General features: G+C 64.0%; 18 protein-coding genes. 12 read left to right on the top strand and 6 right to left on the bottom strand.

From position 1 onward, the window contains the following. The first annotated feature begins 74 nt into the window (after positions 1-74). Both AC5P8C_RS04450 and asd read left to right on the top strand, forming a co-directional pair. On the top strand, positions 75-725 hold the full coding sequence (locus tag AC5P8C_RS04450) for an SCO family protein (protein WP_019660606.1): 651 nt from the start codon (positions 75-77) through the stop codon (positions 723-725). Then, complete coding sequence (gene asd / locus AC5P8C_RS04455; RefSeq protein WP_021203408.1) at positions 722-1,564, top strand: archaetidylserine decarboxylase; 843 nt, start codon at positions 722-724, stop codon at positions 1,562-1,564. The genes AC5P8C_RS04450 and asd overlap by 4 nt, the downstream gene beginning before the upstream one ends. 107 nt (positions 1,565-1,671) lie before the next feature. Here the strand turns inward: asd and AC5P8C_RS04460 are convergent, their stop codons facing one another. Together AC5P8C_RS04460 and AC5P8C_RS04465 are read right to left on the bottom strand one after the other, a co-directional pair. After that, positions 1,672-2,019, bottom strand: coding sequence for a ribonuclease E inhibitor RraB (locus tag AC5P8C_RS04460; RefSeq protein WP_019660608.1), 348 nt, complete (start codon positions 2,017-2,019; stop codon positions 1,672-1,674). A 24-nt stretch (positions 2,020-2,043) separates the two neighbouring features. Further along, complete coding sequence (locus AC5P8C_RS04465) at positions 2,044-3,648, bottom strand: transglycosylase SLT domain-containing protein (protein WP_233653895.1); 1,605 nt, start codon at positions 3,646-3,648, stop codon at positions 2,044-2,046. Between the two features lie 122 nt (positions 3,649-3,770). Between AC5P8C_RS04465 and AC5P8C_RS04470 the strand changes: the two genes are divergently transcribed. Both AC5P8C_RS04470 and greB read left to right on the top strand, forming a co-directional pair. Then, a complete protein-coding gene (locus tag AC5P8C_RS04470; RefSeq protein ID WP_495218369.1) occupies positions 3,771-5,276 on the top strand; it encodes a helicase HerA-like domain-containing protein in 1,506 nt (501 codons plus the stop codon). Between the two features lie 93 nt (positions 5,277-5,369). Further along, positions 5,370-5,876 carry a transcription elongation factor GreB gene (greB, locus tag AC5P8C_RS04475; RefSeq protein WP_019660611.1) on the top strand — a complete coding sequence of 169 codons (507 nt, stop codon included), beginning with the start codon at positions 5,370-5,372 and terminating at the stop codon, positions 5,874-5,876. Between the two features lie 158 nt (positions 5,877-6,034). Here the strand turns inward: greB and AC5P8C_RS04480 are convergent, their stop codons facing one another. Together AC5P8C_RS04480 and rimO are read right to left on the bottom strand one after the other, a co-directional pair. Continuing rightward, positions 6,035-6,865 (bottom strand): DUF3025 domain-containing protein, encoded by an 831-nt coding sequence (locus tag AC5P8C_RS04480; RefSeq protein WP_495218393.1) that lies wholly within the window; start codon positions 6,863-6,865, stop codon positions 6,035-6,037. Beyond that, positions 6,865-8,226, bottom strand: a complete 1,362-nt coding sequence (gene rimO, locus AC5P8C_RS04485) for a 30S ribosomal protein S12 methylthiotransferase RimO (RefSeq protein WP_495218370.1) — start codon at positions 8,224-8,226, stop codon at positions 6,865-6,867. The genes AC5P8C_RS04480 and rimO overlap by 1 nt, the downstream gene beginning before the upstream one ends. Positions 8,227-8,430: 204 nt before the next feature. On the opposite strand from rimO, the gene AC5P8C_RS04490 reads away from it, so the two are divergent. From AC5P8C_RS04490 to AC5P8C_RS04500, 3 genes are read left to right on the top strand one after another with little or no spacing between them, the layout of a single operon-like run. Then, positions 8,431-9,102: a dienelactone hydrolase family protein gene (locus tag AC5P8C_RS04490; protein ID WP_312545096.1), complete on the top strand. Its 672-nt coding sequence runs from the start codon at positions 8,431-8,433 to the stop codon at positions 9,100-9,102. Next, positions 9,099-9,521 carry an HIT domain-containing protein gene (locus AC5P8C_RS04495; RefSeq protein ID WP_019660615.1) on the top strand — a complete coding sequence of 141 codons (423 nt, stop codon included), beginning with the start codon at positions 9,099-9,101 and terminating at the stop codon, positions 9,519-9,521. The genes AC5P8C_RS04490 and AC5P8C_RS04495 overlap by 4 nt, the downstream gene beginning before the upstream one ends. 15 nt (positions 9,522-9,536) lie before the next feature. Continuing rightward, the gene (locus tag AC5P8C_RS04500; protein ID WP_005410498.1) at positions 9,537-9,704 is read left to right on the top strand and encodes a LiaI-LiaF-like domain-containing protein; all 168 of its coding nucleotides are present in this window, start codon (positions 9,537-9,539) and stop codon (positions 9,702-9,704) included. Positions 9,705-9,799: 95 nt separating this feature from the next. On the opposite strand, the gene dcd is transcribed toward AC5P8C_RS04500, so the two are convergent. Together dcd and apbC are read right to left on the bottom strand one after the other, a co-directional pair. Next, complete coding sequence (dcd, locus tag AC5P8C_RS04505) at positions 9,800-10,372, bottom strand: dCTP deaminase (protein ID WP_005410499.1); 573 nt, start codon at positions 10,370-10,372, stop codon at positions 9,800-9,802. Positions 10,373-10,447: 75 nt separating this feature from the next. Continuing rightward, the gene (gene apbC / locus AC5P8C_RS04510) at positions 10,448-11,302 is read right to left on the bottom strand and encodes an iron-sulfur cluster carrier protein ApbC (RefSeq protein WP_031270225.1); all 855 of its coding nucleotides are present in this window, start codon (positions 11,300-11,302) and stop codon (positions 10,448-10,450) included. Between the two features lie 213 nt (positions 11,303-11,515). On the opposite strand from apbC, the gene AC5P8C_RS04515 reads away from it, so the two are divergent. The 5 genes from AC5P8C_RS04515 (at position 11,516) to AC5P8C_RS04535 (ending at position 25,906) form a co-directional block, all read left to right on the top strand. Then, a complete protein-coding gene (locus AC5P8C_RS04515; RefSeq protein WP_019660618.1) occupies positions 11,516-14,311 on the top strand; it encodes a TonB-dependent receptor domain-containing protein in 2,796 nt (931 codons plus the stop codon). Between the two features lie 353 nt (positions 14,312-14,664). Beyond that, a complete protein-coding gene (locus AC5P8C_RS04520) occupies positions 14,665-17,472 on the top strand; it encodes a TonB-dependent receptor domain-containing protein (protein WP_019660619.1) in 2,808 nt (935 codons plus the stop codon). 381 nt (positions 17,473-17,853) lie between these two features. Further along, positions 17,854-20,661, top strand: coding sequence for a TonB-dependent receptor domain-containing protein (locus tag AC5P8C_RS04525; protein WP_058981090.1), 2,808 nt, complete (start codon positions 17,854-17,856; stop codon positions 20,659-20,661). Positions 20,662-20,830: 169 nt separating this feature from the next. Beyond that, positions 20,831-22,864 carry an alpha/beta hydrolase family protein gene (locus tag AC5P8C_RS04530; protein ID WP_495218371.1) on the top strand — a complete coding sequence of 678 codons (2,034 nt, stop codon included), beginning with the start codon at positions 20,831-20,833 and terminating at the stop codon, positions 22,862-22,864. Positions 22,865-23,044: 180 nt separating this feature from the next. Next, a complete protein-coding gene (locus AC5P8C_RS04535; RefSeq protein ID WP_019660622.1) occupies positions 23,045-25,906 on the top strand; it encodes a TonB-dependent receptor domain-containing protein in 2,862 nt (953 codons plus the stop codon). The last annotated feature ends 65 nt before the right edge of the window (positions 25,907-25,971 follow it).

The raw sequence follows: 25,971 nt of genomic DNA on the forward strand, positions 1-25,971 counted from the left end.
CGGCAGCATCCGTTGCGGCGGAAACGATCCGGCCTCACCCGGTATGATGGAGCCCACTTCGCGCGGGGGCACCCATGTTCAATCGCAATGCCGGCATCATCCTGCTGATCGCCCTGGCGGCGGGCCTGGGCCTGCTGGCCGCCCAGCAGGTGTTTGCGCCGAAGCCGCCGGCCAATGCCCCGGCCACCGAAGCGATCACGCTGTACCCGCAGCCGCGCGAACTGCCCGACTTCAACCTGGCCCAGTCCGACGGCACCCGCCTGATACCGGGCGAGCTGAAGGGCCACTGGACGCTGGTGTTCCTGGGCTTCACCTTCTGCCCGGACGTCTGCCCGACCACCCTGGCCGAGCTGGCTGGCGCGCAGAACCAGTGGGAGGCCCTGCCCGACAGCCTGCGCCCGCGCGTGCTGTTCATCTCGGTCGACCCGGATCGTGACAGCGCCACCCGGCTCGGCGAATACGCGCACGGCTTCCACAAGGACACCCTGGCCGCCACCGCCGATATCCCGTCGCTGGAGCGCTTCTCCACCTCGCTCGGTTTCGTGTTCCAGAAGGTGCCGGGCAAGCACTTCGACGAGAACCCCGAGGATTACACCGTCGAGCATTCGGCCAGCCTGGCCGTGCTCGACCCGCAGGGCCGCCTTGCCGGCCTGGTACGCCCCCCGTTCAACGCGCCGGCGATCGCCCGCGACCTGCAGAAGCTGACCGAGAAAACCGCCCCATGAGCCTCACCACCGCCCTGACGTACGCCCTGCCCCACCGCCTGCTGTCTTCGATGGCGCGTTCGCTGGCGTACTCGGACGATCCGCGCGTGTCGCGCTGGCTGATCGACACGGTCACCCGCAAGTTCAACGTGAACCTGGACGAAGCGGCCAACCCGGACCCGCGCAGCTATGCGACCTTCAACCAGTTCTTCACCCGCGCGCTGAAGCCGGGCGCGCGCGTGGCCGACGCCGATCCGCGCAGCCTGGTGATGCCGGCCGACGGCCGCATCAGCCAGCTCGGCAGGATCGAGGCCGGCCGCATCTTCCAGGCCAAGGGCCAATCGTTCACCGCCGCCGAACTGCTGGGCAGTGACGAGGATGCCAAACCGTACAACGACGGCCTGTACGCGACCGTGTACCTGTCGCCGCGCGACTACCACCGCGTGCACATGCCGTGGACCGGCACCCTGCGCGAGACCGTGCACGTGCCGGGCCGCCTGTTCAGCGTCGGCCCGGCCGCAGTGAACGGCGTGCCGCGCCTGTTCGCCCGCAACGAGCGCCTGGTCTGCCACTTCGACACCAGCTTCGGCCCGATGGTCAGCGTGATGGTGGGTGCGTTGCTGGTATCGGGCGTCGAAACCGTGTGGAGCGGCGAGGAAATTCCGCATTATGGCGACCGCATCACGCGCAAGGACTACCGCGGCCAGGGCATCAGGCTGGAGCGCTTCGCCGAGATGGCGCGCTTCAACTACGGTTCGACCGTGATCGTGCTGCTGCCGCCGGGCGTGGCTGAGTTCGCCCCGCAGCTGGCCGCTGAAAGCCCGGTGCAGCTGGGCCAGGCGCTGGCGAAGCTGCGCTGAGGTACATGTAGAGCCGAGCCCATGCTCGGCTACTGGCTGCAACCGGGCATGCATTTCTGTGGGCAAAGGAAGCCGAGCATGGGCTCGGCTCTACAGCCAGAAGCGCGTTACTGCAGGACCGGGGCCGGACCGACGTCCATGCCGTCGTAGTCTTCCACGCCCTTCTCCGCGGCCAGCGCTGCGAATTCCTGGTTGCGGCGGTCCAGCGAGGCTTCGTCGTGGATCTCCACGCGCTCTACATGCAGCACGTGGAACGGCGCGTCGCCCTCTTCCGGCTCCTGCTCGAACAATTCCACGAAGGTATAGCCCTCCGCCTGCAGGTGCTCTGCCAGCGCCTGCAGCGGCTCAGCGGTGGAGTGCACGAAGAAGTACCCCCACAGCAACGGGCCCTTGATGTCCCAGTCGGTGTTTTCGCGGAGGTTGGCGAACAGGTTGCGGGTGTCTTCGAGGTCCATTGCAGATTCCAGCGGTCATGGGAATTACTTGTCGCAGCCCTGCAGCTTCAGCGTCTGGCCCTGGCGCAGGCTGTAGGCCGGGGCCTTCAGGCCGTTGGCGCGGGCCAGGGTCGGCACATCGCACTGGAACTTCGCGGCAATGGCGCCCAGGGTTTCACCCCGGCCCACCTTGTGGCTGCGCGGCGGCTTTGGCCGTGCGGCCGGGCGCGGCGCGGCCACCGGAGCGACCGGGGTGGTCGGCACGCTGGTGGAGGCTGCGGCGTCGGCCACCGGCACCACGCCGCCCACGGCCACGCTGCCGGTGTAGCCGGCGGCGGCCGGGCGCTTGATCGCCGCGTTCAGGTCGGCGGTGATCAGGGTACGGGCCAGGTCGGCACGCGGGCCGCTGACGCAGTTGCGCTGGTACAGGCCGGCGATGCGGGTGGTAGCGTTGATCAGCGTGCCGGCCGGAATCCAGCCGTCGGCTTCATAGCGCGGGTTGAGGTTGCGCAGCGCGCGCATGTAGCCATCGCGGGTGCCGTGGCTGCCCAGGCAGATGGTCAGTTCGTAGATGGTGGTGGACTTGGCCAGGCGCAGCGTGGCCGGCTGCGCGCTGATCTTCGGGAATTCCACGCCGTACTGCTGCGGGTGCAGGAAGATCCAGGCCGCGGCGATCACCATCGGCACGTAGTCCTTGGTCTCGCCGGGGAACTGGTTGTAGACGCTGTCGGTCCAGAAGCTCTGCCCGGCGCTCTGCTTGAACACGCGCGCGGCGCGGCCTTCGCCACCATTGTAGGCGGCCACCGACATTTCCACGTTGTTGTTCAGTTCGCGCAGGCGCTCGTTGAGGTAACTGGCGCTGGCTTCGGCGGCGCTGCGCGCGTCAAAGCGGGTGTCGAAGCCGGTGCCATCCGGCCCAAGGCCGAAGCGGCGGCCGGTAGCCGGCATGAACTGCATCAGGCCGGCGGCGCCGGCGCGCGAGGAGGCATGCACGCGGCCGTTGGACTCCTTGGCCATGATGCCGAACAGCAGCGCCTCGGGCAGGCCGCGCTTTTCCCACTCCGGCCACATCACCGCACGCAGGTTCTGGTAGTTCTCGTAGCTGGTCAGCAGCGCCGGGCGCATGTCGGTCAGCCAGCGGCGGATGCCCGCCTGCACGGCCGGGTTGTATTCGACCATGCTGTCGAAGGCGTGCCGCTTGTCGTTGAGCAGCGCGGCAGCGCGCGCGGCCTCCGGCACGTCGGCGGTAAGCGGGCCGATATGGTCGGGGTCGGCTTCCAGCCGGTCACCGCCCTCGTCGGCCACCTCATCGCTGCCCGCCGCATCGGCGTCGTGCTTGAGCAGGCGCTTGTAGCTGGCCAGCAGCGTGCCCATCTGGCAGCCCTTCTGCTTCACGCAGTCGTTGAGAACGTCTTCCATGTCCTCCAGCGCCGCGTCGGCCTCGTTGCTGCCCTTGGGGTCGGCATTGGCGACCAGCAGCAGCGCATCGCTGTAGCGCTTCTCGGCGACGGTCATGCGCTGCTGCAGCGCATCCACCTTCGCCTTGTCCCGGGCCGAGACCCGCTGCGCATGGGCGTCGGGCGCCAGGGAAACCAGGCCGGCCAGGGCCAGCAGCGGCCAACCGCGGGAAATCAGGACAGGAACGGGCATTGATGGCACTGTGTGCGAAACAGGCAGGCAGAGTAGCGGCGCCGCCAAGGTCGGGGCAAGCCGACCTTCGGACCGTCACCGCCGGCGGTTAACATTGGGCTATTCACCACAAGGGCTGGACCATGGATCCGATTCTGCTCGGCAAAGGCATCACCGACGATGTGGCCGTCACCCTGCTGCCGAAACTCGGCAACCGCCACGGCCTGGTGGCCGGCGCCACCGGCACCGGCAAGACCGTGACCCTGATGACCCTGGCCGAAGGCTTTTCGCGACTGGGCGTACCCGTATTCCTCGCCGACGTGAAGGGCGACGTGTCCGGCCTGGCCGTGCCAGGCACCGGCGCGGAGAACCTGCTCAAGCGCGCCGCCGAGATCGGCGTGGCCGACTACGCACCGGCCGCCAGCCCGACCATTTTCTGGGACCTGTACGGCAAGCTGGGTCACCCGGTGCGCACCACGGTCAGCGAGATGGGCCCGACCCTGCTCGCGCGCATCCTCGAGTTGAACGACACCCAGTCCGGCGTGCTCGACATCGTGTTCAAGCTGGCCGACGACCGTGGCCTGCTGCTGCTGGACATGGACGACCTGCGCGCCCTGCTTGGCCTGGTGGCCGAGGAGCGCAAGGACATTTCCACCGAATACGGCCTGGTCAGCGCGCAGTCGATCGCTGCGATCCAGCGGTCGGTGCTGCGCCTGGCGCAGGATGGCGGCGAGAACTTCTTCGGTGAGCCGGCCCTGGAACTGGCCGACATCATGCGGGTCAATCACGACGGCCGCGGCATGATCGGCATCCTTGCCGCCGACCAGCTTGTGCTCAAGCCCAAGCTCTATTCCACCTTCCTGCTGTGGCTGCTGTCGGAGCTGTTCGAACAACTGCCGGAGGTGGGCGACCTGGACAAGCCGAAGCTGGTCTTCATCTTCGACGAGGCCCACCTGCTGTTCGACGACGCACCGCCGTCGCTGGTGCAGCGCATCGAGCAGGTGGTGCGCCTGATCCGCTCCAAGGGCGTGGGCGTGTACTTCTGCTCGCAGTTCCCCGACGACGTGCCGGGCAACATCCTCGGCCAGCTCGGCAACCGCGTGCAGCACGCGCTGCGGGCGTTCACCCCGCGCGACCAGAAAGCGGTGAAGACCGCGGCCGAGACGTTCGTGCCGAACCCGAAGCTGGACGTGGCCAAGGTACTGAGCCAGCTCGGCACCGGTGAGGCCTTGGTTTCCACGCTGCAGGACAAGGGCGTGCCGATGCCGGTGCAGCAGACGATGATCGCGCCGCCACGCTGCCGGATGGGGCCGATCACCGAAGCCGAGCGCGCCCAGGTGCGTGCCGGCAGCCCGGTCGGCAGTCGCTACGACACCGCGATCAACCGCGAATCGGCTGCCGAACTGCTGGCCCGGCGCGCACAGAAGAGCGTCGAGCAGGCGCAGGCGCCAGCCGCGCGCAGCCGCGAACAGGACGATGCGCAGGAAGGCGGTTTCGGCCAGGCGATCAAGGATGCGATTTTCGGCACCAAGCGCCGCCAGGGCATGATCGAGACCATGGCCAAGCAGACCACGCGCACGGTCGGCACCAAGCTGGGCAACCAGATCGTGCGCGGCCTGCTGGGCGGCATCTTCGGTGGCAAGCGCTGATCTGATCCGCCGCTGCTGGGGTCAGAGCCCTTCCCGCGGAAGCGGAGTCTGACCCCACCCTCCGTTCGTCCTCCGGAAAAGAAGTCGTATTGCATGTCGCGCTGGCGTCCCCCTGCAGAAAAGAGCACCGCCCTGATCACCGCCTCCGGCCACGCTCGGCTGAAGGCCGAACTGGATGACCTGTGGCGGGTACGGCGACCCGAAGTGGTGAAAGCACTGGCCGCAGCCGCCGCAGAAGGCGACCGTTCGGAAAATGCCGAGTACACCTACCGCAAGAAGCAGCTGGGCGAGATCGACCGCCGCGTGCGCTACCTGACCAAGCGGCTGGAATCACTGCGCGTGGTCGACACTACGCCAACCGATCCGCTGGCGGTGTTCTTCGGCGCGTGGGTGGAGCTGGAGAACGTGGACAGTGGCGACACCAGCCGCTACCGCATTGTCGGCCCGGACGAGACCGACGCAGGCCTGGGCTGGATCAGCATCGATTCGCCGCTGGCGCGTGCGCTGCTGAAGAAGCGGCTGGATGACGAGTTTTCGGTGGAGCTGCCCGGCGGGCGGTTCACCTTTGCGGTGATCGGCGTGGAATACGAGACGGTGTAGAGTCGCCTGTCAGTCGACTACCGCGCGAAGCGCGGCACTAAACCTCCACAGCGGGACGGCAAACGCACCGCGATCTTCATCGCGGTTGATGACTCGCCAAAGCCATCTGTCAGGCGCTCACGGCCTCGGAACGAAGAGCAGTCGACTGACAGTTGACTCTACATGGCCCCGTGCAATGGCGGCGGGTACGCGCGGCCGGCACGCAGCGGGCGGAAGTAGTCGGCATTGCGATAGAAGGCGGCATCCTGTCCCTCGTGCCACCCCGGGATTCCAGCCAACGGCAGCGGACGCAGCTGCAAGGGATCGGTCACCGCCCTGCCCTCGGCGATGGCCACGGCCACCGCGTCAACGCAGGCCGCATCGGCATCGCTGTACACCACCACGCACTTGCCCACCAGCAATCGCCCTGGCAGCAGTGCCTGTTCCATCAGCGCATGCCCGAATACCGCGGTGATGGCGATGTCATCGCTCTGCCAGTTCACCGGGTCAAACAACGCGGGCCAGTCGTGTGCATCCCAGGCAGCCCGCAGTGAGTCATCGCGCACGCGCACGATCACTCCGGTTTCGTCGAACTGGGTCAACGCGGCCTGCGCGCGGTTGCGCTGGCCAGGCGTCATGGCCTCGATATGCCGGCACTGCTGCACATTGAGCGCACGCTTCAGCTGTGGGCATGAGGCCCAGACCAGCGCATTGAACAGGTCGTGCCAGTTGTCGGCGCGGGTGGCGATGCGCCCCTGCGCGATGCGGGCTTCGTAGTGCAGGCCATCGGCCAGCAGCGCGGCGTCCTGTTCAACCAGGCGCTTCCCGGGCAATGCCAGGCGCGCATCAAGTGCAGCGATGGACGGCCAGCGAGGGCCGAGCAGCAGATCCCGGAAATCCTGCAATCCGGCAAACAACGGATGCGCGAACACCTGCGGATCGACCGCCGCACGCGGCGGCGGCACGAAGCGCCGGACACCGCTGCCGTCACCAGCGGCGGCCGTTGCGATCACAGTACCTTGAGGTCGAACGCCGGGCGGGCATTGGCCGGCAGCGCATCGCCGTACAGGTCGTGCTCGTCGCTCTCGGTGATTTCCACGTCGACGAACTCGCCCACCCGCAGCGGCACCTGATCGGCGTTCTGGATATGCACCAGGCCGTCGATCTCCGGCGCATCGGCCCTGGAGCGGGCCACGGCGATATCGCCTTCGATGGCATCGACCAGGCACTGCTGCACGGTGCCGATCTTGGCTTCCAGGCGCGCGGCGGAAATCTGCGCCTGCTTCTCCATGAAACGGGCCAGGCGTTCCTGCTTCACCTCTTCCGGCACGGCGTCAGGCAGGTCGTTGGCGGTGGCACCCTCGACCGGTGAGTAGGCGAACGCACCGACGCGATCCAGCTGCGCTTCGTCAAGGAACGACAGCAGTTCCTCGAACTCGGCTTCGGTTTCGCCCGGGAAGCCGACGATGAAGGTCGAACGCACAGTGATGTCCGGCGCGATACGGCGCCAGTTCTGCACGCGCTCCAGGGTCTTCTCCACCGCGCCGGGGCGCTTCATCAGGCGCAGGATGCGCGGGCTGGCGTGCTGGAACGGGATATCCAGGTACGGGAGGATGCGGTTCTCGGCCATCAGCGGCACCACTTCGTCCACGTGCGGATACGGGTAGACGTAGTGCATGCGCACCCACGCATCCAGCTCCGACAGGCCTTCGCACAGCGCCTTCAAACGGGTCTGGTAGGCCTTGTCGCGCCACATCTTTTCGGCGTACTTCACGTCCACGCCGTAGGCCGAGCTGTCCTGCGAAACCACCAGCAGCTCGCGCACGCCGCCACGCACCAGGCGCTCGGCTTCACGCAGCACCTCGTCGACCGGGCGCGAAACCAGCTTGCCGCGCATCGACGGAATGATGCAGAAGCTGCATTTGTGGTTGCAGCCCTCGGAAATCTTCAGGTACGCGTAGTGCCGCGGGGTCAGCTTGATACCGTAGTCGGGCACCAGGTCCACGAACGGATCGTGCTTGGGCGGCAGTGCTTCATGCACCGCTTCCATCACGCTCTGGTAGTCCTGCGGGCCGGACACCGCCAGCACGTTCGGGTAGGCCTCGCGGATCTGCTCCGGGCGCTTGCCCAGGCAGCCGGTGACGATGACCTTGCCGTTCTGGTTCATCGCCTCGCCGATCGCGTCCAGCGACTCGGTCACCGCAGAATCGATGAAGCCACAGGTGTTGACCACCACCACGTCGGCCGAATCGTAGGACGGGACGATGTCGTAGCCTTCCGAGCGGAGCTGGGTGAGGATGCGCTCGGAATCGACAAGGGCCTTCGGGCAGCCAAGGCTGACGAAGCCGACTTTGGGGTTCAGCTGGGACATGGAATCGCGGGACTCTGGGGGCCTGGGCCCCTGCCGGCATGGCAGGGGTTCCTGGGGGCCGGGGCCTGAAAGGGCGCCAGTATACCGGGGTTGGCGACCTCGCTCTGAACGGCCAGCCGCCCGATCGCGCACAGCCGCTGACACCGCGCTAACCGGCGCAGCACCGACAATGCGGTCCTGTCCCTGCAACGAGAGTAGATGACGATGGCCGAGTGGATCACCCTGGATACGCACCACGGCACGGTACGGGCCTGGCAGGCACTCCCCGAGGGCACCGCGCGAGGCGGGCTGGTGGTGGTGCAGGAAATTTTTGGTGCCAACCCGCACATCCGCGGCGTGGCCGAGCGCTTCGCCGCCGAGGGCTATGCGGTGCTGGCTCCTTCGTTCTTCGACCTGGTCGATGGACCCGATGCCGACCCGGATGCCCTGCCCTACGACGCCGACGGCGTGAAGCAGGGCCTGGAAAGGGTCAGCGCGCTGGGCATGGAGAAGGCGCTGGAAGTGGTCCGCGCGGCGGCCACCCGGCTGGCCCCCTACGGCAAGGTCGGCACCGTCGGCTACTGCTGGGGCGGCACGGTGGCGATGCTGTCGGCGCTGCGGCTCGGGCTGCCGTCGGTCAGCTACTACGGCGCACGCAACGTCCAGTTCCTCGATGAGACACCCAAGGCGCCGGTGATCTTCCACTTCGGCACCCAGGACAGGAGCATCCCGCCGGAGGCCGTCCAGGCCCACCGCGACAAGCTGCCGCAGATGGCCACTTTCGTCTATCCGGCCGACCACGCCTTCAACCGCGAGGTCGGACATGCGTATGATCCAGACAGCGCCGCCCTGGCGCTGCAACGCACCCTGGACTTCTTCTCGGAGCATCTTGGATGAGCGAATTCGAACTCGATTCACGCCTGGCCACCGATAGCGTGCTGGTGGCGGAAGGACCGTTGTCGCAAGTGCGGCTGATGAACGACGAACGATTCCCCTGGCTGGTGCTGGTACCACGCCTGGCCGGGGTGACCGAGTGGATCGAGCTGGACGGCGAGCAGCAGGACAAGCTGCGCACCGAGCTCAACCGCGCCTGCAAGGCCCTGAAGGGCCACGACGGCGTGGAGAAGATCAATATCGGCGCGCTGGGCAACATCGTGCGCCAGCTGCACTTCCATGTGATCGGCCGCCATGACGGCGATCCGGCCTGGCCCGGCCCGGTCTGGGGCAGCGGCCCGGCGCACCGCTACGAGCCTGCGGCGCTGGACCAGCATGTCGCCTACTGGAAGGAACGGCTAGGATATCCAGCCCGTTCCTGAGCCTTGCCCGACCCGATGCGATTCAACCTCGTTGCCGCCATCCTGCTGATCCTGATCGGCCTGTTCATGCTCGCCAGCAACCTGGGCTGGACGCACCTGAACCTGTCCAAGCTGCTGCTGACCTGGTGGCCGGTGGCACTGGTGGGCGTGGGCATTGCGATGCTGTTCGGTCGCGGCAAATGACGTAGCGCCGGGTCGTGCCCGGCGAACGCACCGCGTGGACCACGCGAAAACGCCGGGCACGGCCCGGCGCTTTCGTCATGCAATGACGCGGGCGATCAGGTCCGCGGCAGGGTCACGCCGGTCTGGCCCTGGTACTTGCCGCCACGATCGCGGTACGACGTCTCGCAGATGTCATCGGCCGCGGCCTGGAAGAACAGCATCTGCGCCACGCCTTCGTTGGCATAGATGCGGGCCGGCAGCGGCGTGGTGTTGCTGAATTCCAGGGTGACGTGGCCTTCCCACTCCGGTTCCAACGGGGTCACGTTGACGATGATGCCGCAGCGCGCGTAGGTGCTCTTGCCCAGGCACACCACCAGGGTGTCGCGCGGAATGCGGAAGTACTCCACGGTACGCGCCAGGGCGAAGCTGTTCGGCGGGATGATGCACTCATCGGCCGTGATGTCGACGAAGCTGCCCGAATCGAAATGCTTGGGATCGACAATCGTCGAGTTGATGTTGGTGAACACCTTGAACTCGCGCGAGCAACGGACGTCGTACCCGTAGCTGGAGGTGCCGTAGCTGACGATGCGCTCGCCATTGGCCTGCTTGACCTGCCCGGCCTCGAACGGCTCGATCATGCCGTGCTGCTCGGACATGCGGCGGATCCAACGGTCACTCTTGATGCTCATGCTTTGTCCTGGGTACGAGGGGGCGCGTGGATTCTAGCAGGGGGCCGGGCGTCGCCGGCGGCCCTGCCCTGGCACCTACAGCAGCGAAGAGAGAATCGGAATGGAGGCACGCGGGCGCTTGCCCACTTCCTCGATCAGGCGCTGGGCGGCATGGCGGTAGGCCTGGGCTGGCACCGAATCGGGCTGCGCCACGGTGATCGGAGTGCCAGCATCCCCCTGCTCGCGGATGCCGATCTGCAGCGGCAGCGAACCCAGCAACGGCACACCATACTGCGCGGCCATGCGCTCGCCGCCGCCCTCGCCGAACAGGTGCTCGACATGCCCGCAGCTGCTGCAGGTATGTACTGCCATATTCTCGACGATGCCCAGCACCGGCACCTCCACCTTCTCGAACATCTTCAGCGCCTTCTTCGCATCCAGCGTGGCGATGTCCTGCGGCGTGGTAACGATCACCGCACCGGCCAGCGGAATCTTCTGGGTCAGGGTCAGCTGGATGTCACCGGTGCCCGGCGGCAGGTCGATCAGCAGGAAATCCAGGTCATCCCACAGCGTGTCATTGAACAGCTGGGTCATCGCCGAGGTGGCCATCGGCCCACGCCAGATCATCGGCGTATCCTCTTCGATCAGGTAGCCGATCGACATGGTGTCCACGCCGAACGCGCGCAGCGGCTCGATGCTCTTGTTGTCAGGGCTTTCCGGACGACCGGACAGGCCCAGCATGGCCGGTACGCTCGGCCCATAGATGTCCGCGTCAAGCACGCCCACGCGTGCGCCGAGCTGCTGCAGCGCCACGGCCAGATTGACTGCGGTGGTCGACTTGCCGACGCCGCCCTTGCCCGAACCAACCGCGATCACGTTGCGGATGCGGGCATGCGGCGTGAGTCCCTTCTGGACCTGGCTTGCATGGGGACGGCGGGGAGAACTGTTCACAACGAGCACCGGCGGGTCAGGGGGAATAACCCAACATCATACAAGCTGGACACAAGCTGACTGAAATTCAGGATTGCTACAGATTCGTGCACAGGTTGTTAAGTTCATGTTACGTTCGCTAAGCACTGGTTTTGGGCTGCGTCGCTGTTTCATTGCACGCACGATGGCGCATGCGCAGTGCCGTATTTGTATTTGCTCTTTGAACGGAACTACATGAAAGACCTTCGCAATTCCGCACGTCGCAACACCCTCGCCGTCGCCTTGATTTCCGCCCTGGTCGCCGCCTCGCCGGCAATGGCCCAGGACAAGGCCACCAACCTGGACAAGATCACCGTCACCGGTTCGCTGATCCCGCAGACCCAGGTTGAGACCCAGACCCCGGTCATGACCATCAGCGCTGAAGCCATCCAGTCGCGCGGCTTCAACAGCGTCGCCGAAGTGCTGCAGCAGTCTTCGCTGACCACCGGCGGCATCCAGGGTGGCCAGACCTCCGCCTCGTTCACCCAGGGCGCTGAAGCCGCTGGCATGTTCGGCCTGAATCCGGGGTACACCAAGTACCTGATCAACGGCCGCCCGATGATGTCCTACCCGGCGCTGTACAACGGCGGCGACGCGTTCAACAACATCAGCGGCATTCCGATCGACATCGTCGAGCGCATCGAAGTCCTGCCGGGCGGCCAGTCCTCCCTGTACGGTTCGGACGCGATCGCCGGCGTGGTCAACATCATCCTGAAGGACCACATGGAAGGCGGCAGCCTGTCCGTGCGTGGCGGCACCTCCACCGAAGGCGGTGGCAGCAGCTTCCGCATCAGTGGCGCGCACGGCTTCTCGGCGCTGGACGACCGCTTCAATGCGCTGGTCAACGTGCAGATCGAAAGCAGCAACCCGATCTGGGGCTACCAGCGTGACCTGACCAAGCAGAACAACACCCACGGCTATACCGCACAGCTGCCGTCGAACGACTTCGCCGTCATCGACGCCAAGACCAATGCGCTGTACATGATGGACCCGGGCAACTGCGCCAATGTCGCCGGCCAGTTTGGCGGCACCACCGTGCTGGCCAACCGCCCGACCGGCCAGTCCTGCGGCTCGGTGTTCGGCGCCGGTTACAAGACCCTGAAGAACGGCAAGGACAGCGGCCAGTTCTATTCGTCGATGACCTTCGACGTGAACGACAACTTCCAGCTGTTCGCCGACGTGCTGTACAGCAAGGAAAAGACCGAGTACACCTCGGGCTCGAACTACCTGTGGTGGGGCACCAAGAGCACCATGGGCGGCTTCTACGACCAGGCGTCAGGCAAGCTGGTCAACCTGCAGCGCGCCTTCGCTCCGGAAGACATCGGCGGCGAAGGCTACAAGAGCATCCTGAACAACGACAAGAGCCGTGCCTATCAGGTCACCCTGGGCGGCAAGGGCGCAGTGGGCAACTGGGACTACAGCCTGAGCTTCACCCGCGGCGAATATCGCCTGGATGAAAGCAAGTTCCAGCGCTTCGGCAATGCCATCAACAGCTACTTCGCCGACAAGGTGCTCGGCCCGCAGCTGGGCACCAAGGATGGCTTCGGCATCTACAACACCAACTGGGGCGCGTTCTACTCGCCGATCTCGCCGGAAGATTTCGCTGGCTTCACCGGTTACACCACCAACCACAGCCGCACCTGGCAGAACCTGGCTCGCGCGCAGGTCACCAACGGTTCGCTGTTCTCGCTGCCGGGTGGCGATGCGGGCCTGGCCGTGGTCGTCGAAGGCGGCAGCGAAGGCTGGGACTACAGCCCCGACCAGCGCCTGCTGGACGGCGACGTGTGGGGCTCGTCGGCTGTTGCCGGCAACGGCCACCGCAGCAACTATGCGGTGACCAGCGAACTGCGCATGCCGCTGCTGGAGTCGCTGACGGTGACCGCTTCCGGTCGCTATGACGCCTTCAAGATCGCCGACAACACCGTCGACAAGGCCACCTACAGCGTGGGCGTGGAGTTCCGTCCGATCGAAAGCCTGCTGTTCCGCGGCAAGTACGGCACCGCCTTCCGCGCGCCGACCCTGCCCGACGCCTTCCAGGGTCGCAGCGGCTACTATGCTGCCAACTCGACCGACTACTACCGTTGCGGCGAGCTGGGCTACACCCCGGGCAACACCGACGCCTGCCGCTACGCCGACAGCGTCTCGGTCTATTCCGAGCGTGCCGGCAACCCGGACCTGGAGCCGATCACCGCCGACGTCTGGAACGCGGGTATCGTCTGGGCACCGATGGCGAACCTGTCGATCTCGGCCGACTACTACAACTGGAAGATCGAGAACGAAGTCGATACGGCCAGCACCGACCAGCTGCTGCTGGCCGAGTACTACTGCCGCAACGGCCTGCCGAATGGCTCCTCGGCCACCTGCCAGAACGTGGCCGACTGGGTCGTGCGCGATTCGGCCGGCAACCTGAGCTCGCTGTACACCCCGAAGATGAACGTGGCCCGCCAGAACCTGCAGGCCGTGACCGTCGGCTTCAAGTACCTGCAGGACATCGGCCGCTTCGGTTCGCTGCAGTTCTCGGGCAACTACACCAACATGCTGAAGCGTGAAGTGCAGGCGCAGCCGGGTGAGGACTTCCAGGACCTGCTGGGCAACCCGAAGTCGATGTGGAACTACGACAGCTACGCCAAGGTCCGTTCCGACGCGTCGGTGGCCTGGTCGCTGGACAAGTGGACCACCACGCTGTACGCGAACTACATCGGCCACACCCCGAACTACCTGGCAGGCCTGAACGGCTACGAGTACACCCACGCCGCATCGGGCTACAAGGCAGGCAAGTGGGGTTCGTACACCACCTACAACCTGAGCGTGAACTACCGTGCGCAGGATGACCTGACCCTGTCGCTGATGGTCAACAACGTGTTCAACAAGATGCCCGAACAGCAGGCCCACAGCTACCAGGGCACCTCCGGCACGCCGTTCAACAACTACCTGTACAACGTCTACGGTCGCACCGTGTACGTGCAGGCCAAGTACGACTTCGGCAAGTAATCCCGTCGTTTTCCGGGTTTGATTCCGGACCAGGCCCCGCTTCGGCGGGGCCTTTTTTTTGGATTGATATTCAGCGCGGAACAGCGACTTCCGCCGCCAGCCAGCATTTATTTACTCATCATTCATTCAGCCAGATTCGGCAAAGTCCACTGATTAATGCAACCAGTTGTTTTTTAAAAGAAAAATATTATTCAAGGCCAGCCCCAGCTCAACACATTACAAAGTCGCGCAAATCAGGTTAAGCGTGTGTTACGTTCGAAAAACGCCGCCATTCTGGTTTTGAAGGCTGCTGAACCATCCATGAGTTCCCAGGAAAGGGAAAACGCGTTTCTCACGACCACACGGAGTACCGCATGTCTCGTAATGGCTTCCCGCGTCACCCGCTCACCCGCGCCGTCCTCAGCGGCCTGATCCTGGCCGGCAGCAGCGCGATCGCGCTCGCCCAGGAAAACACGCCCACCGATCTCGGACGCGTAACCGTCACCGGCTCACTGATCCCGCAGACACAGATCGAGAACCACACGCCGGTCCTGACTGTTACCGCCGAGGACATCCAGACCCGCGGCTTCACCAGCGTGGCCGAAGTACTGCAGCAGAATTCGCTGACCACTGGCGGGCTGCAGGGCGGCCAGACCTCAGCTTCGTTCACCCAGGGCGCCGAAGCCTCAGGCATGTTCGGCCTCAGCCCGAGCTACACCAAGTACCTGATCAACGGGCGGCCGATGCTGTCCTACCCCGCTCTCTACAACGGCAGCGACACCTTCAACAATCTCAGCGGCATCCCCATCGACATCGTCGAGCGCATCGAGATTCTGCCGGGCGGCCAATCGTCGCTGTATGGCTCGGACGCGATCGCCGGCGTGGTCAACATCATCCTCAAGGACCACATGGACGGCGGCGTACTGAACGTGCGCGGCGGCGCCTACACCGAGGGTGGCGGCAACGATTTCCGAGTCAGTGGCGCGCATGGCTTCAACGCCTTCGATGACCGTTTCCATGCGCTGGTCAACGTGCAGTACGAGAAGAGCAGTCCGATCTGGGGTTACCAGCGCGACCTGACCAAGCAGAACAACACCCGTGGCTACACGCCACAGGTTCCGACCAACGACTTCCTGGTCTACCTGCCGGACCAGCAGAACGCCTACGTGATGATGGATCCAAGCCGCTGTGCCAACGTGGCCAGCCAGTTCGGCGGCACCACCGTACTGGGCACGCGCGCGGTCGGTGAATCTTGCGGCTCGCCCTTCAGCGCTGGCTACAAGACGCTGAAGAACGGCAAGGAAAGCAGCCAGATCTATTCGTCGATGTCCTTTGATGTCAACGACAACTTCCAGCTGTTCGCCGATGCGCTGTACAGCCTGGAGGAGGTCCAGTACAACGCCGGTTCGGGCTACGCGTTCTGGGGCAGTGATGTCGGCTTCGGTGCGTTCGTCGACCAGGCCAGCGGCGAATACATGAACCTCCAGCGCGCGTTCGCGCCGGAGGACATCGGTCCCGCCGGCTACCGTGACACGATGAGCACTGATCGCAACAAGGCCTACCAGGTCACGTTGGGAGGGCGTGGCAACTTCGGCAACTGGGATTACAGCGCCAGCTTCAGCCGAGGCGAGTACAAGCTGACCGAGCGCAGCTTTGCGCGCTGGGCGAACGAGATCGACAGCTACTTCGAAGACCGCGTGCTGGGCCCGGTACTGGGCATCACCGACGACGGCTACAACATCTACAGCCCCAATTGGAACGCGTTCTATTCGCCGCTGCCGGCCGGTGATTTCCAGACCTTCACCGGCTTCACCTACAACAAGAGCCGCACCTGGCAGAACCTGGGCCGCGCGCAGATCACCAACGGTTCGCTGTTCAAGCTGCCTGGTGGTGATGCCGGACTGGCCGTGGTGGCCGAAGCCGGCAGCGAAGGCTGGTCGTACACCCCTGACCAGCGCCTGCTGGACGGTAGCGTGTGGGGCACAACCTCGGTGGCCGGTGCCGGCCATCGCAGCAACTACGCGGTGACCAGCGAGCTGCGCATGCCGCTGCTGGAGTCGCTGACCGTGACCGCCTCCGGACGTTACGACGCGTTCAGGATCGCCGAAAAGACCGTCGACAAATCGACCTACAGCATCGGTATCGAGTTCCGCCCGATCGAAAGCCTGCTGTTCCGTGGCAAGTACGGCACCGCCTTCCGCGCGCCCAGCCTGTCCGACGCGTTCCAGGGGCGCAGTGGGTACTACGCCAATGGTTCGATCGACTACTTCCGCTGTGGACAGCTCGGCTTCAACCCCAGCGACACGGTGGGTTGTCCCTATGCCAATGAATCGGTGTTCGGCGAGCAGTCAGGCAACCCGGAGCTGGAAGCGATCACCGCCGACGTCTGGAATGCCGGCATCGTGTGGGCGCCGATCAACAACCTGTCGGTGTCGGTGGACTACTACAACTGGAAGATCAAGAACGAGGTCAATACGCTCAGCTCCGACCAGTTGCTGCTGGCCGAGTACTACTGCCGTAATGGCCAGACCAACAACACCTCGGCCAGTTGCCAGAACGTAAACGACTGGATCACCCGCGATGGCGCCGGCAAGCTGGAACAGATCTACACGCCCAAGATGAACATCGCCAGCCAGAACCTGCAGGCGGTAACGGCCAGCTTCAAGTACGTGCAGGACATCGGCCGCTTCGGCGCGCTGCAGTTCTCCAGCAACTACACCAACATGATCAAGCGCGAGCTGCAGCCGCAACCGGGCGATGAGTATCTGGACCTGCTGCGCGACCCATACGCGATGTGGAACTACGACCAGTACGCCAAGGTGCGTGCCGACGGTGCGGTGGGCTGGGCGAAGGACAAGTGGACTACCACGTTGTACTTCAACTACATCGGCAAGACGCCAAACCGCATGGCGTACCTGGGCAAGGGCTACGACTACGTGCATCCGTCCGGCTACCAGGCCGGCAAGTGGGGCTCATACACCACCTACAACCTGAGCGTGAACTATCAGGCGATGGACAACCTGACGCTATCGATGATGGTCAACAACGTGTTCAACAAGATGCCCGACGGTCAGGCACACAGTTACGCCGGCAACGTCGGCGCTCCCTATAACAGCAGCATCTACAACCCTTACGGCCGCGCCGTCTACGTGCAGGCCAGGTACGAGTTCGGCGGGAAGTAAGCAGCACACGTCTGTTGGACCAACGGCCCCGCTTCGGCGGGGCCTTTTTTTAACAAATGTTGCACGAATCCACATCCTCACCATTTGTTAATATTTCATTAGCATGCCGGTCATTACGTAAGCTATTGATTTATATATTGAATGTAAAAGTGAACAACACCGTTCCGCAGCGCAACATTTTGAAACATTCCCAAACAAGCAGCCTTAGCTTCTGATTTAAAAGAACTTTTTCAGAGAAAGCCAGCCTGTTGTTGTGACTGGACTATTTTGTCTACGTGAACGCCGTGTTACGGTCCAGCTGAATGGATTGCAACTGAACAAATCATGAAAGCTGTCAGGGAGGACGTCAGCCAGCCGACAACGCTCATACGGGGATCCATCATGTCTTGCCATCGCTCCACGCCGCTGCGCCACCCACTGACCCTCGCCCTGCTTGGCACCCTGCTCGCCTCCGGTACCGCGCTGGCGCAAAGCGGCAACGCACCGACCCAGCTTGACCGCGTCACCGTCACCGGCTCGCTGATTCCACAGACCGAAATCGAGAACCACACGCCGGTCCTGACCGTCACCGCCGAGGACATCCAGACCCGCGGCTTCACCAGTGTGGCCGACGTACTGCAGCAGTCCTCACTGTCCACGGGCGGCCTCCAGGGCGGCCAGACCTCGGCCTCGTTCACCCAGGGCGCCGAAGCGGCCGGCATGTTCGGCCTCAGCCCGGGCTACACCAAGTACCTCATCAATGGCCGCCCGATGCTTTCGTATCCAGCGCTGTACAACGGCGGCGATACGTTCAACAACATCAGCGGCATTCCCATCGACATCGTGGAGCGCATCGAGATCCTGCCGGGTGGCCAGTCCTCCCTGTATGGCTCGGATGCGATTGCCGGCGTGGTCAACATCATCCTCAAGGAACGCATGGACGGCGGCGTTCTCAACGTCCGTGGCGGCGCCTACAGCGAAGGCGGTGGCAACAGTTTCCGCCTGAGCGGCGCACACGGGTTCAATGGCGTCGATGACCGCTTCCACGCGCTGGTCAACGTGCAGTACGAAAAGACCAGCCCGATCTGGGGTTACCAGCGCGACCTGACCAAGGTCAACAATCCAGACGGCTACAGCCCGCAGTACGTTTCCAACGATTTCCTGGTGCTGCTGCCGGCCGCCAACAACCGCTACGCCATGATGGACCCGAACCTCTGCGCCAACGTGGCGGGCCAGTTCGACGGTACCACCGTACTGGGCACCCGCCCGACCGGCCAGGCATGCGGCTCGGTGTACGGCACCGGCTACAAGACCATCAAGAACGGCAAGGAAAGCGCACAGATCTACAGCTCTGCCACCTTTGACCTCAATGACAACCTGCAGCTGTTTGGCGATGCGCTGTACAGCCTGGAAGAGGTCAAGTATGCGACCGGCTCCAACTACACCTGGTGGGGCACCTCGTCCGGCTGGGGTCGCTTCTACGACCAGGCCAGCGGCCAGTACATGAACCTGCAGCGCGTGTTCGCCCCGGAAGACATCGGCGGCGCCGGCTACCGCGACATCATGAACACCGACCGCAACAAGGCCTACCAGGTGACACTGGGCGGCCGCGGCACGGCCGGCAACTGGGACTACAGCGTCAGCTTCACCCGTGGCGAGTACAAGCTGACCGAGCGCAACTTCGTGCGCTGGAACGATCCGATCAACGACTACTTCGAGCAGCGTGTGCTGGGCCCGGTGCTGGGTACCACCAGCACTGGCTACAACATCTACAGCCCGAACTGGGAAGCGTTCTATGCGCCACTGCCGGCAGGTGATTTCCAGACGTTCACCGGCTACAGCTACAGCCAGAGCCGTACCTGGCAGAACCTGGCCCGGGCCCAGGTCACCAACGGGTCGCTGTTCAAGCTGCCAGGTGGCGACGCCGGCCTGGCGGTGGTGGTTGAGGGTGGCAGCGAAGGTTGGGACTACACTCCCGATCCGGGCCTGATGGATGGCAGCGTCTGGGGCACCACGGCGGTCTCCGGCGCCGGCCACCGCAGCAATTACGCCGTGACAGGCGAACTGCGCCTGCCGCTGCATGACATGCTGACCGTGACCGGATCCGGCCGCTACGACGCCTTCAAGATCGGCAGCAACACCGTCGACAAGTCCACCTACAGCATCGGCATCGAGTTCCGCCCGATCGAGAGCCTGCTGTTCCGTGGCAAGTACGGGACGGCCTTCCGCGCGCCGACCCTGTCCGATGCCTTCCAGGGCCGCAGTGGCTACTATGCCAACGGCTCCACCGACTACTACCGTTGCGGCCAGTTGGGGTATGCCCCGAGCAACACCGCTGGCTGCCCGTATGACAGCGTATCGGTGTTCGGTACGCGTTCGGGCAACCCGGACCTGGAGCCTATCACCGCCGACGTCTGGAACGCGGGCGTGGTGTGGGCTCCGATCAATAACCTCTCGCTGTCGGTTGACTACTACAACTGGAAAATCAAGAACGAGGTCGACACGCTCAGTTCGGACCAGTTGCTGCTGGCCGAGTACTACTGCCGTAACGACCAGGCCAACAACACCTCTGCAAGCTGCCAGAACGTCAACGACTGGATCACCCGTGATGCATCCGGCGTGCTGGACGAGATCTACACCCCGAAGATGAATGTTGCGCGCCAGAACCTGGAAGCTTTGACCGCCAGCTTCAAGTACGTGCACGACATGGGTCGCTTCGGTTCGTTGCAGTTCTCGGGCAACTACACCGACATGCTCAAGCGCGAGCTGCAGCCGCAGCCGGGCGATGAGTTCCTGGACCTGCTGCGTGACCCCTACGCGATGTGGGTGTACGACTCTTACGCAAAGGTGCGCGCGGACGGCTCGATCGGCTGGGCCAAGGACAAGTGGACCACTACCCTGTATGCCAACTACATCGGCAAGACGCCGAACTACATGGCATACCTGGGCAATGGCTACGACTATGTGCACAGCTCCGGCTACAAGGCGGGCAAGTGGGGCTCCTACACCACCTACAACCTGAGCGTGAACTATCGCGCGCTGGACAACCTGACCCTGTCGCTGATGGTCAACAACGTCTTCAACAGGATGCCGGACAACCAGCGCTTCAGCTTCGCCGGCACCAGTGGCCAGCCGTACAACAATTACCTGTACAACGCCTACGGGCGAGCCATCTACGTGCAGGCCAAGTACGAGTTCGGTGGCCGCTGATCCGCTGACGCCACTTGTGCTGCAGAAGGCCCCGCTCCGGCGGGGCCTTCTGCTTTGGAACGCAACCAGGGCCGGCCAGAGTTGTAGATTTCACGCCAAGTTGACGAACCGGGCGCCCTCGTTCATCTTCAGGTCATCTTCCAGTCAAACTGCCAAGGATGCCCTGTACATGAAAGCCACACGCCTCTTCGCCCATGTGGGCGCTGCTGCTACGCTGCTGGGCCTGGCCGTGGGCCAGGCGCTGGCTACACCGCTGCCGGTCGACGACTTCGCCAAGATTCCCGCCATCCAATCGGTCACCATGAGCCCCGATGGCAAACAGCTGGTTGCGATCATCGCTGCCCCGGGAAGCAACAACGGTGACACCGCGCTCGCCAACTGGAACCTGGACAATCTCGGCGCAGGCCCGGTGGCCATCACGCCCTCCGGCGACCGCATGAAGTTCATCGCCGCCAGCGCATTGAAGGCCGGCCGCAGCCTTGTCATCGGCCGCCAGGAACTTACCGCGCAGCTGGCCGGTTGTGGAGAAGGCAACTCGGTGGGAAACACCAAGACTTTCCTATCGAAGGCTTACCTGACCGACACTTCCCAGACCAAGTTCGACGAAGCATTCGCCGACAATTCACGCAAGCTTGGCATCAGCGAACAGACACAACGCTGCCTGGAACTGGCGGGAACTGCATCACTGGTTCACTCGCTCCCAATGGACCCTGACAAGGTCATCATTTCACAGATCAATCAGTCAACGTTCTCGGCAGGCTACTACCTGTTCAATCTCAAGACCGGACAGACCGAGCTGCTCTTCCGTGGCGACGCGCGCTCGACGCCCGGGTTGTTCCATCCCCGCAGCGGCGAACTCCTGACAAGGACCCAGATCGAACCGGCCGGGTCGAGCGAGTACGAACAGCAGATCCTGATCAAGGACAAGGCAAGCGGAAAGTTCGAGAAGCACGATGCGCTGACAACCAAGCTCAGCGAACGCTACACGATGGACGTGGCGGGCATCGATGACCAGACCGGCAAGCTCTACATCCTCACCGACAGATTTTCCGAGCAGGTGCAGGCCCGCCTGTACGACCCAGCAACCCGGACCTTCGACAAGGAGCCGCTGGCCGCCCACCCGCAGTATCCGATCAGCGGCCTCATCCTCGGCAGCAAACCCAGCAACTTCAATCAGGTTCTGGGCTTCTATGTGGATGGGCCGCGGCGCGAAGCGATCTATGTCGATCCGCAGATGAAGGCCCTCTTCGACGGCCTCAAACAGGCCTATCTGGGGAAGTACGTCGCCATCACCGGCTACAACGACGATCTCTCCCGCGTGCTCTTTACCACCAACAGTGCCGACACGCCGACGACCTATCACATACTCAGCGACCGCAAACAGGTGACCACCCTGGGCAGTGAGCGACCCTGGATCGATGGCAGGCAGATCGGCCAGCAACGCTGGGTCACCTATACCGCCCGCGACGGACGAAAGATTCCCGCCATCCTTGATCTGCCTGCGGGCTGGAAGGAAGGGGGAGAACCACTTCCAGCGCTCGTGCACCCGCACGGTGGCCCATGGGCTCGTGACTATGCCGGCTGGGATGCATCTGGCTGGGTGCCTTACTTCACCTCGCGTGGCTACGCTGTCATCCGCCCCCAGTATCGAGGCTCAACCGGCTTTGGACGCGACCACTGGCTCGCGGGTGACAGGCAGTGGGGGCTGACCATGCAGGACGACAATGACGATGCGGCTGCGTGGCTGGTGCAGCAGGGCATCGCCGCAAAGGACCGCCTGGCCATCTTCGGGTACTCCTATGGCGGCTTCGCAGCCGCTGCAGCCACGGTCCGCAGCCCCTCGCCTTTCCAGTGTGCCATTGCCGGAGCGCCCGTCACCGATCTCGGCAGAGTCGGCATGTCATGGAGCGAGAACCGCCTGCAGCGCATCCTGCAGGGGCAGACCGTCAAGGGAATGGACCCGATACAGAACACGGCCAAGGCGACCATCCCGGTACTGCTTTACGTCGGAGATCGTGACGTACGTACTCCGGCGTTCCACGCCCGATCGTTCTACAACGCAGTCCAGGGCAAGGTTCCGGCGAAGTTCGAGTTGATCGCCGACATGCCGCACAGCATGCCGTGGTACCCGAGCCACTACCGGGCCACGCTGCCGCTGATGGCCGACTTCCTGGCCAAGGACTGCGGCCCAGGCGGCCTGTAGGCCGCCCAGGGAGGCACCCTGCCGTCGTCCACGCAGCTGGGGAGCTCTCCAGCTCCCCACCGGTACATGAATACGCCATTAGCAAAAGCGCGTTACATACGGGTAATGTTCATGTTGCATTTACTTTACGCCGTACATACACTCCGTTAACCGAAGCATAACAAGTGGGGATCCGACACAATGCGCAAGACCAACCGCCTTATTACGCCCAGCCGCCTGCCGCTCGCTCTGGCAGTGATTGCCTGCCTGCAGGCAGCCCCGGTGCTGGCCCAGGAATCCACCCGCGAGGAAGCAGCGGCGTCAAGTGCTTCGACGTCTGACAAGAAGGCCACTGATCTTGACAAGGTTACGGTCACCGGCTCCCTGATCCGTCGCGCGGACTATGAAACCACCTCGCCGGTGTTCACCATCGACACCGAGCGCAATGCCGCCCAGGGCCAGACCAGCGTCAGTGAATTCCTGCAGAAGTCGGCGATCGGCGCCGCCGAAACGCAGATCACCAATCAGTTCGGCGGCTTCACCACCAATGGTGGTACCGGCGTACAGACGTTCTCGCTACGCGGCCTGGGTGCCAATCGCACGCTTATCCTGCTTGATGGCCAGCGTCCGGGCCCGGCCGGTACCCGCGGCGCGGTCGGCGCGTTCGACCTGAACGTGCTGCCCACCGCCGTCCTGCAGCGTGCCGAGATCGTGAAGGACGGTTCGTCCTCCATCTATGGCTCCGATGCCGTCGCCGGCGTGGTCAATCTGATCACCAAGAAGAACTTCGACCGTCCCGAGCTGACCGTCAGCGGTCGCGTTCCGACCGAAGGCGGCGGTGAAGTATTCTCGGCGTCGCTGGCCAACGGCTGGAACTTCGACAATGGCAGCATCGTCGCCGCCGTGGAATGGTACCGCCAGAACGAACTGACCCGCGGTGACCGCGATTTCTTCAAGTGCGCCGAAGATATCGTCTGGGACGACAAGGGCAACCGCATCGACCGCGTCGACCGCTCCATCCTGGCCGGCACCAACCTGGCCAACTGCCAGAACATGCTGCACAACGTCATCGACGTCGGTTCCGTCCGTTACGTGCCGAGCACCGATGGCAGCACGGTTGGCCCGTTCCCGGGCTATCGTCCGCGCGCCAACCAGACCTATGCCAACGGCAACCCCGTGGCGACGTATCAGGAGCCGTACAACTTCCAGGCTTACGGCCAAGCCCAGATCATCAACCGCCAAGAGCGCAAGACGGTCTACTTTGCCACTGACTTCGGCTTTGATTCGTTCAACTGGAAGACCCAGTTCCTCTACAACAACCGCACCACGGACAACTTCTCGTGGCGCCAGTTCTTCCCGACAGTGCTGATCCCCGGCACCACCACCCGCGCTCAGCCGGTGCTGCCGTTCAAGTCTGCTTCCGAGACCGAAGTTGATTACTACTACTTCGCCAACAAGTTCGATGGCGGCTTCGGCAGCAGCACCTGGGGCTGGGAAGTCAATGCCAACTACAGCCACTCCAGTGGCAAGTACAGCAACCTTGGCATCCGCAACTCGATCAGCGGCGACATCGGCCGTCCGGGTACCGGCACTGCAGCTGCGAACTACTTCGACCCGGGCTATCTGAATGGCTCGAAGGTCGACGAGCTGGTCTCGATCCTCGGCGTCTGGGCCAAGGGCAAGACCACCTACGATCAGACCACGGTCAACGCCGTGTTCAGCGGTGAGCTGTTCGATCTTCCGGCCGGTGCCGTGGCTTCCGCCGTCGGTGTCGAGTACCGCAACTACAAGATCGACGACCAGCCGGGTGCCGATTTTGCCGACATCTGGGGTTCGACCACCGCCGGTCGCACCAAGGGCGACGAGAAGGTGAAGGAAGCGTTCGTCGAACTGGATGTGCCGGTCTTCAAGGGAGTTCCGGGCATCGAGTCGCTGTCGCTGAACGGCTCGGCCCGCGTCTTCAAGTACGACACGGTGTCCGGTTCGGACAAGGTGTGGAAGTTCGGTGTCAACTGGCAGATCATCCCGTCGCTGCGCCTGCGCGGCACCATCGGTACCTCCTACCGTGCACCGGGCCTGTATGAGCTGTACCTTGGCAATCAGACCGGCTTCCAGGCGCAGACCGCGATCGATCCCTGCATCCGCTGGGCTGAAGGCAACAACAGCAACGCTGCTGCCAACTGCGCCGCTGCCGGTATCCCGGGCGACTACACCGCCGCAGGCAACAGCAGCGCCACCGTCTTCACTCGTGGCGGCGCTGGCGGCGACCTGAAGCCGGAAACCTCGCGTGCACGCAGCATCGGCCTGGTGTTCACCCCGGAATTTGCTGACCTGAGCGTTGCGATCGACTACTTCGACTACGAAGTCAGCGACCAGATCACCGCGCTGAGTGCAGCGTCCATCCTGGAAGGCTGCTACGAGTCGACCACCTATCCGAACCGCTACTGCGACCTGATGCGTCGTAATCCGAATTCGGGTACCAACGCGAACATGATCACCGAGGTGTATGCGCAGTACCTGAACATCAACCGCCAGCGCACCCGCGGCTGGGATCTGACCCTGAACTGGGAACACGAGTTCAGCTTCGGCAAGTTCTCGCTGGACTCGCAGGTCACCTACACGGTTGAAGACACCGCCGAGCTGTTCGACAGCGCAGCGGCCAGCGGCCTGTCCTCGTCGGACCAGCTGGGTGATTTCGGTCGCCCGGACCTGGTCGGCAACCTGGGCCTGAGCCTGGAGCGTGGCGACTGGACCTACAACTGGATGACCCAGTACATCGCGTCGACCAAGGACCCGGACCTGCTGGAGACGTTCACCTATCAGGGCCGTCCGAATTCCTACCGCGACATCACCGCTGGCAGCCGCTGGTATCACACCGCCTCGGTGAGCTACGAGCAGGCCGATTGGCAGATTCTGGTGGGCGTCTCCAACGTGTTCGATGCCAAGCCGCCGCTGATCTCCAGCAGCGTCTACTCTTCGCGCTACGGCAACACCCACCCGTTCGCCACCCAGTACGACTACTACGGTCGCACCCCGTTCGTGCGCCTGAAGTACAAGTTCTGATCCACCGCTGACCGCAACACCCGACAGACCCGGCTTTTGCCGGGTCTGTCTTTTCCGGGCCACCA

It is taken from the genome of Stenotrophomonas sp. YJH_SMC_46, from assembly GCF_059370315.1.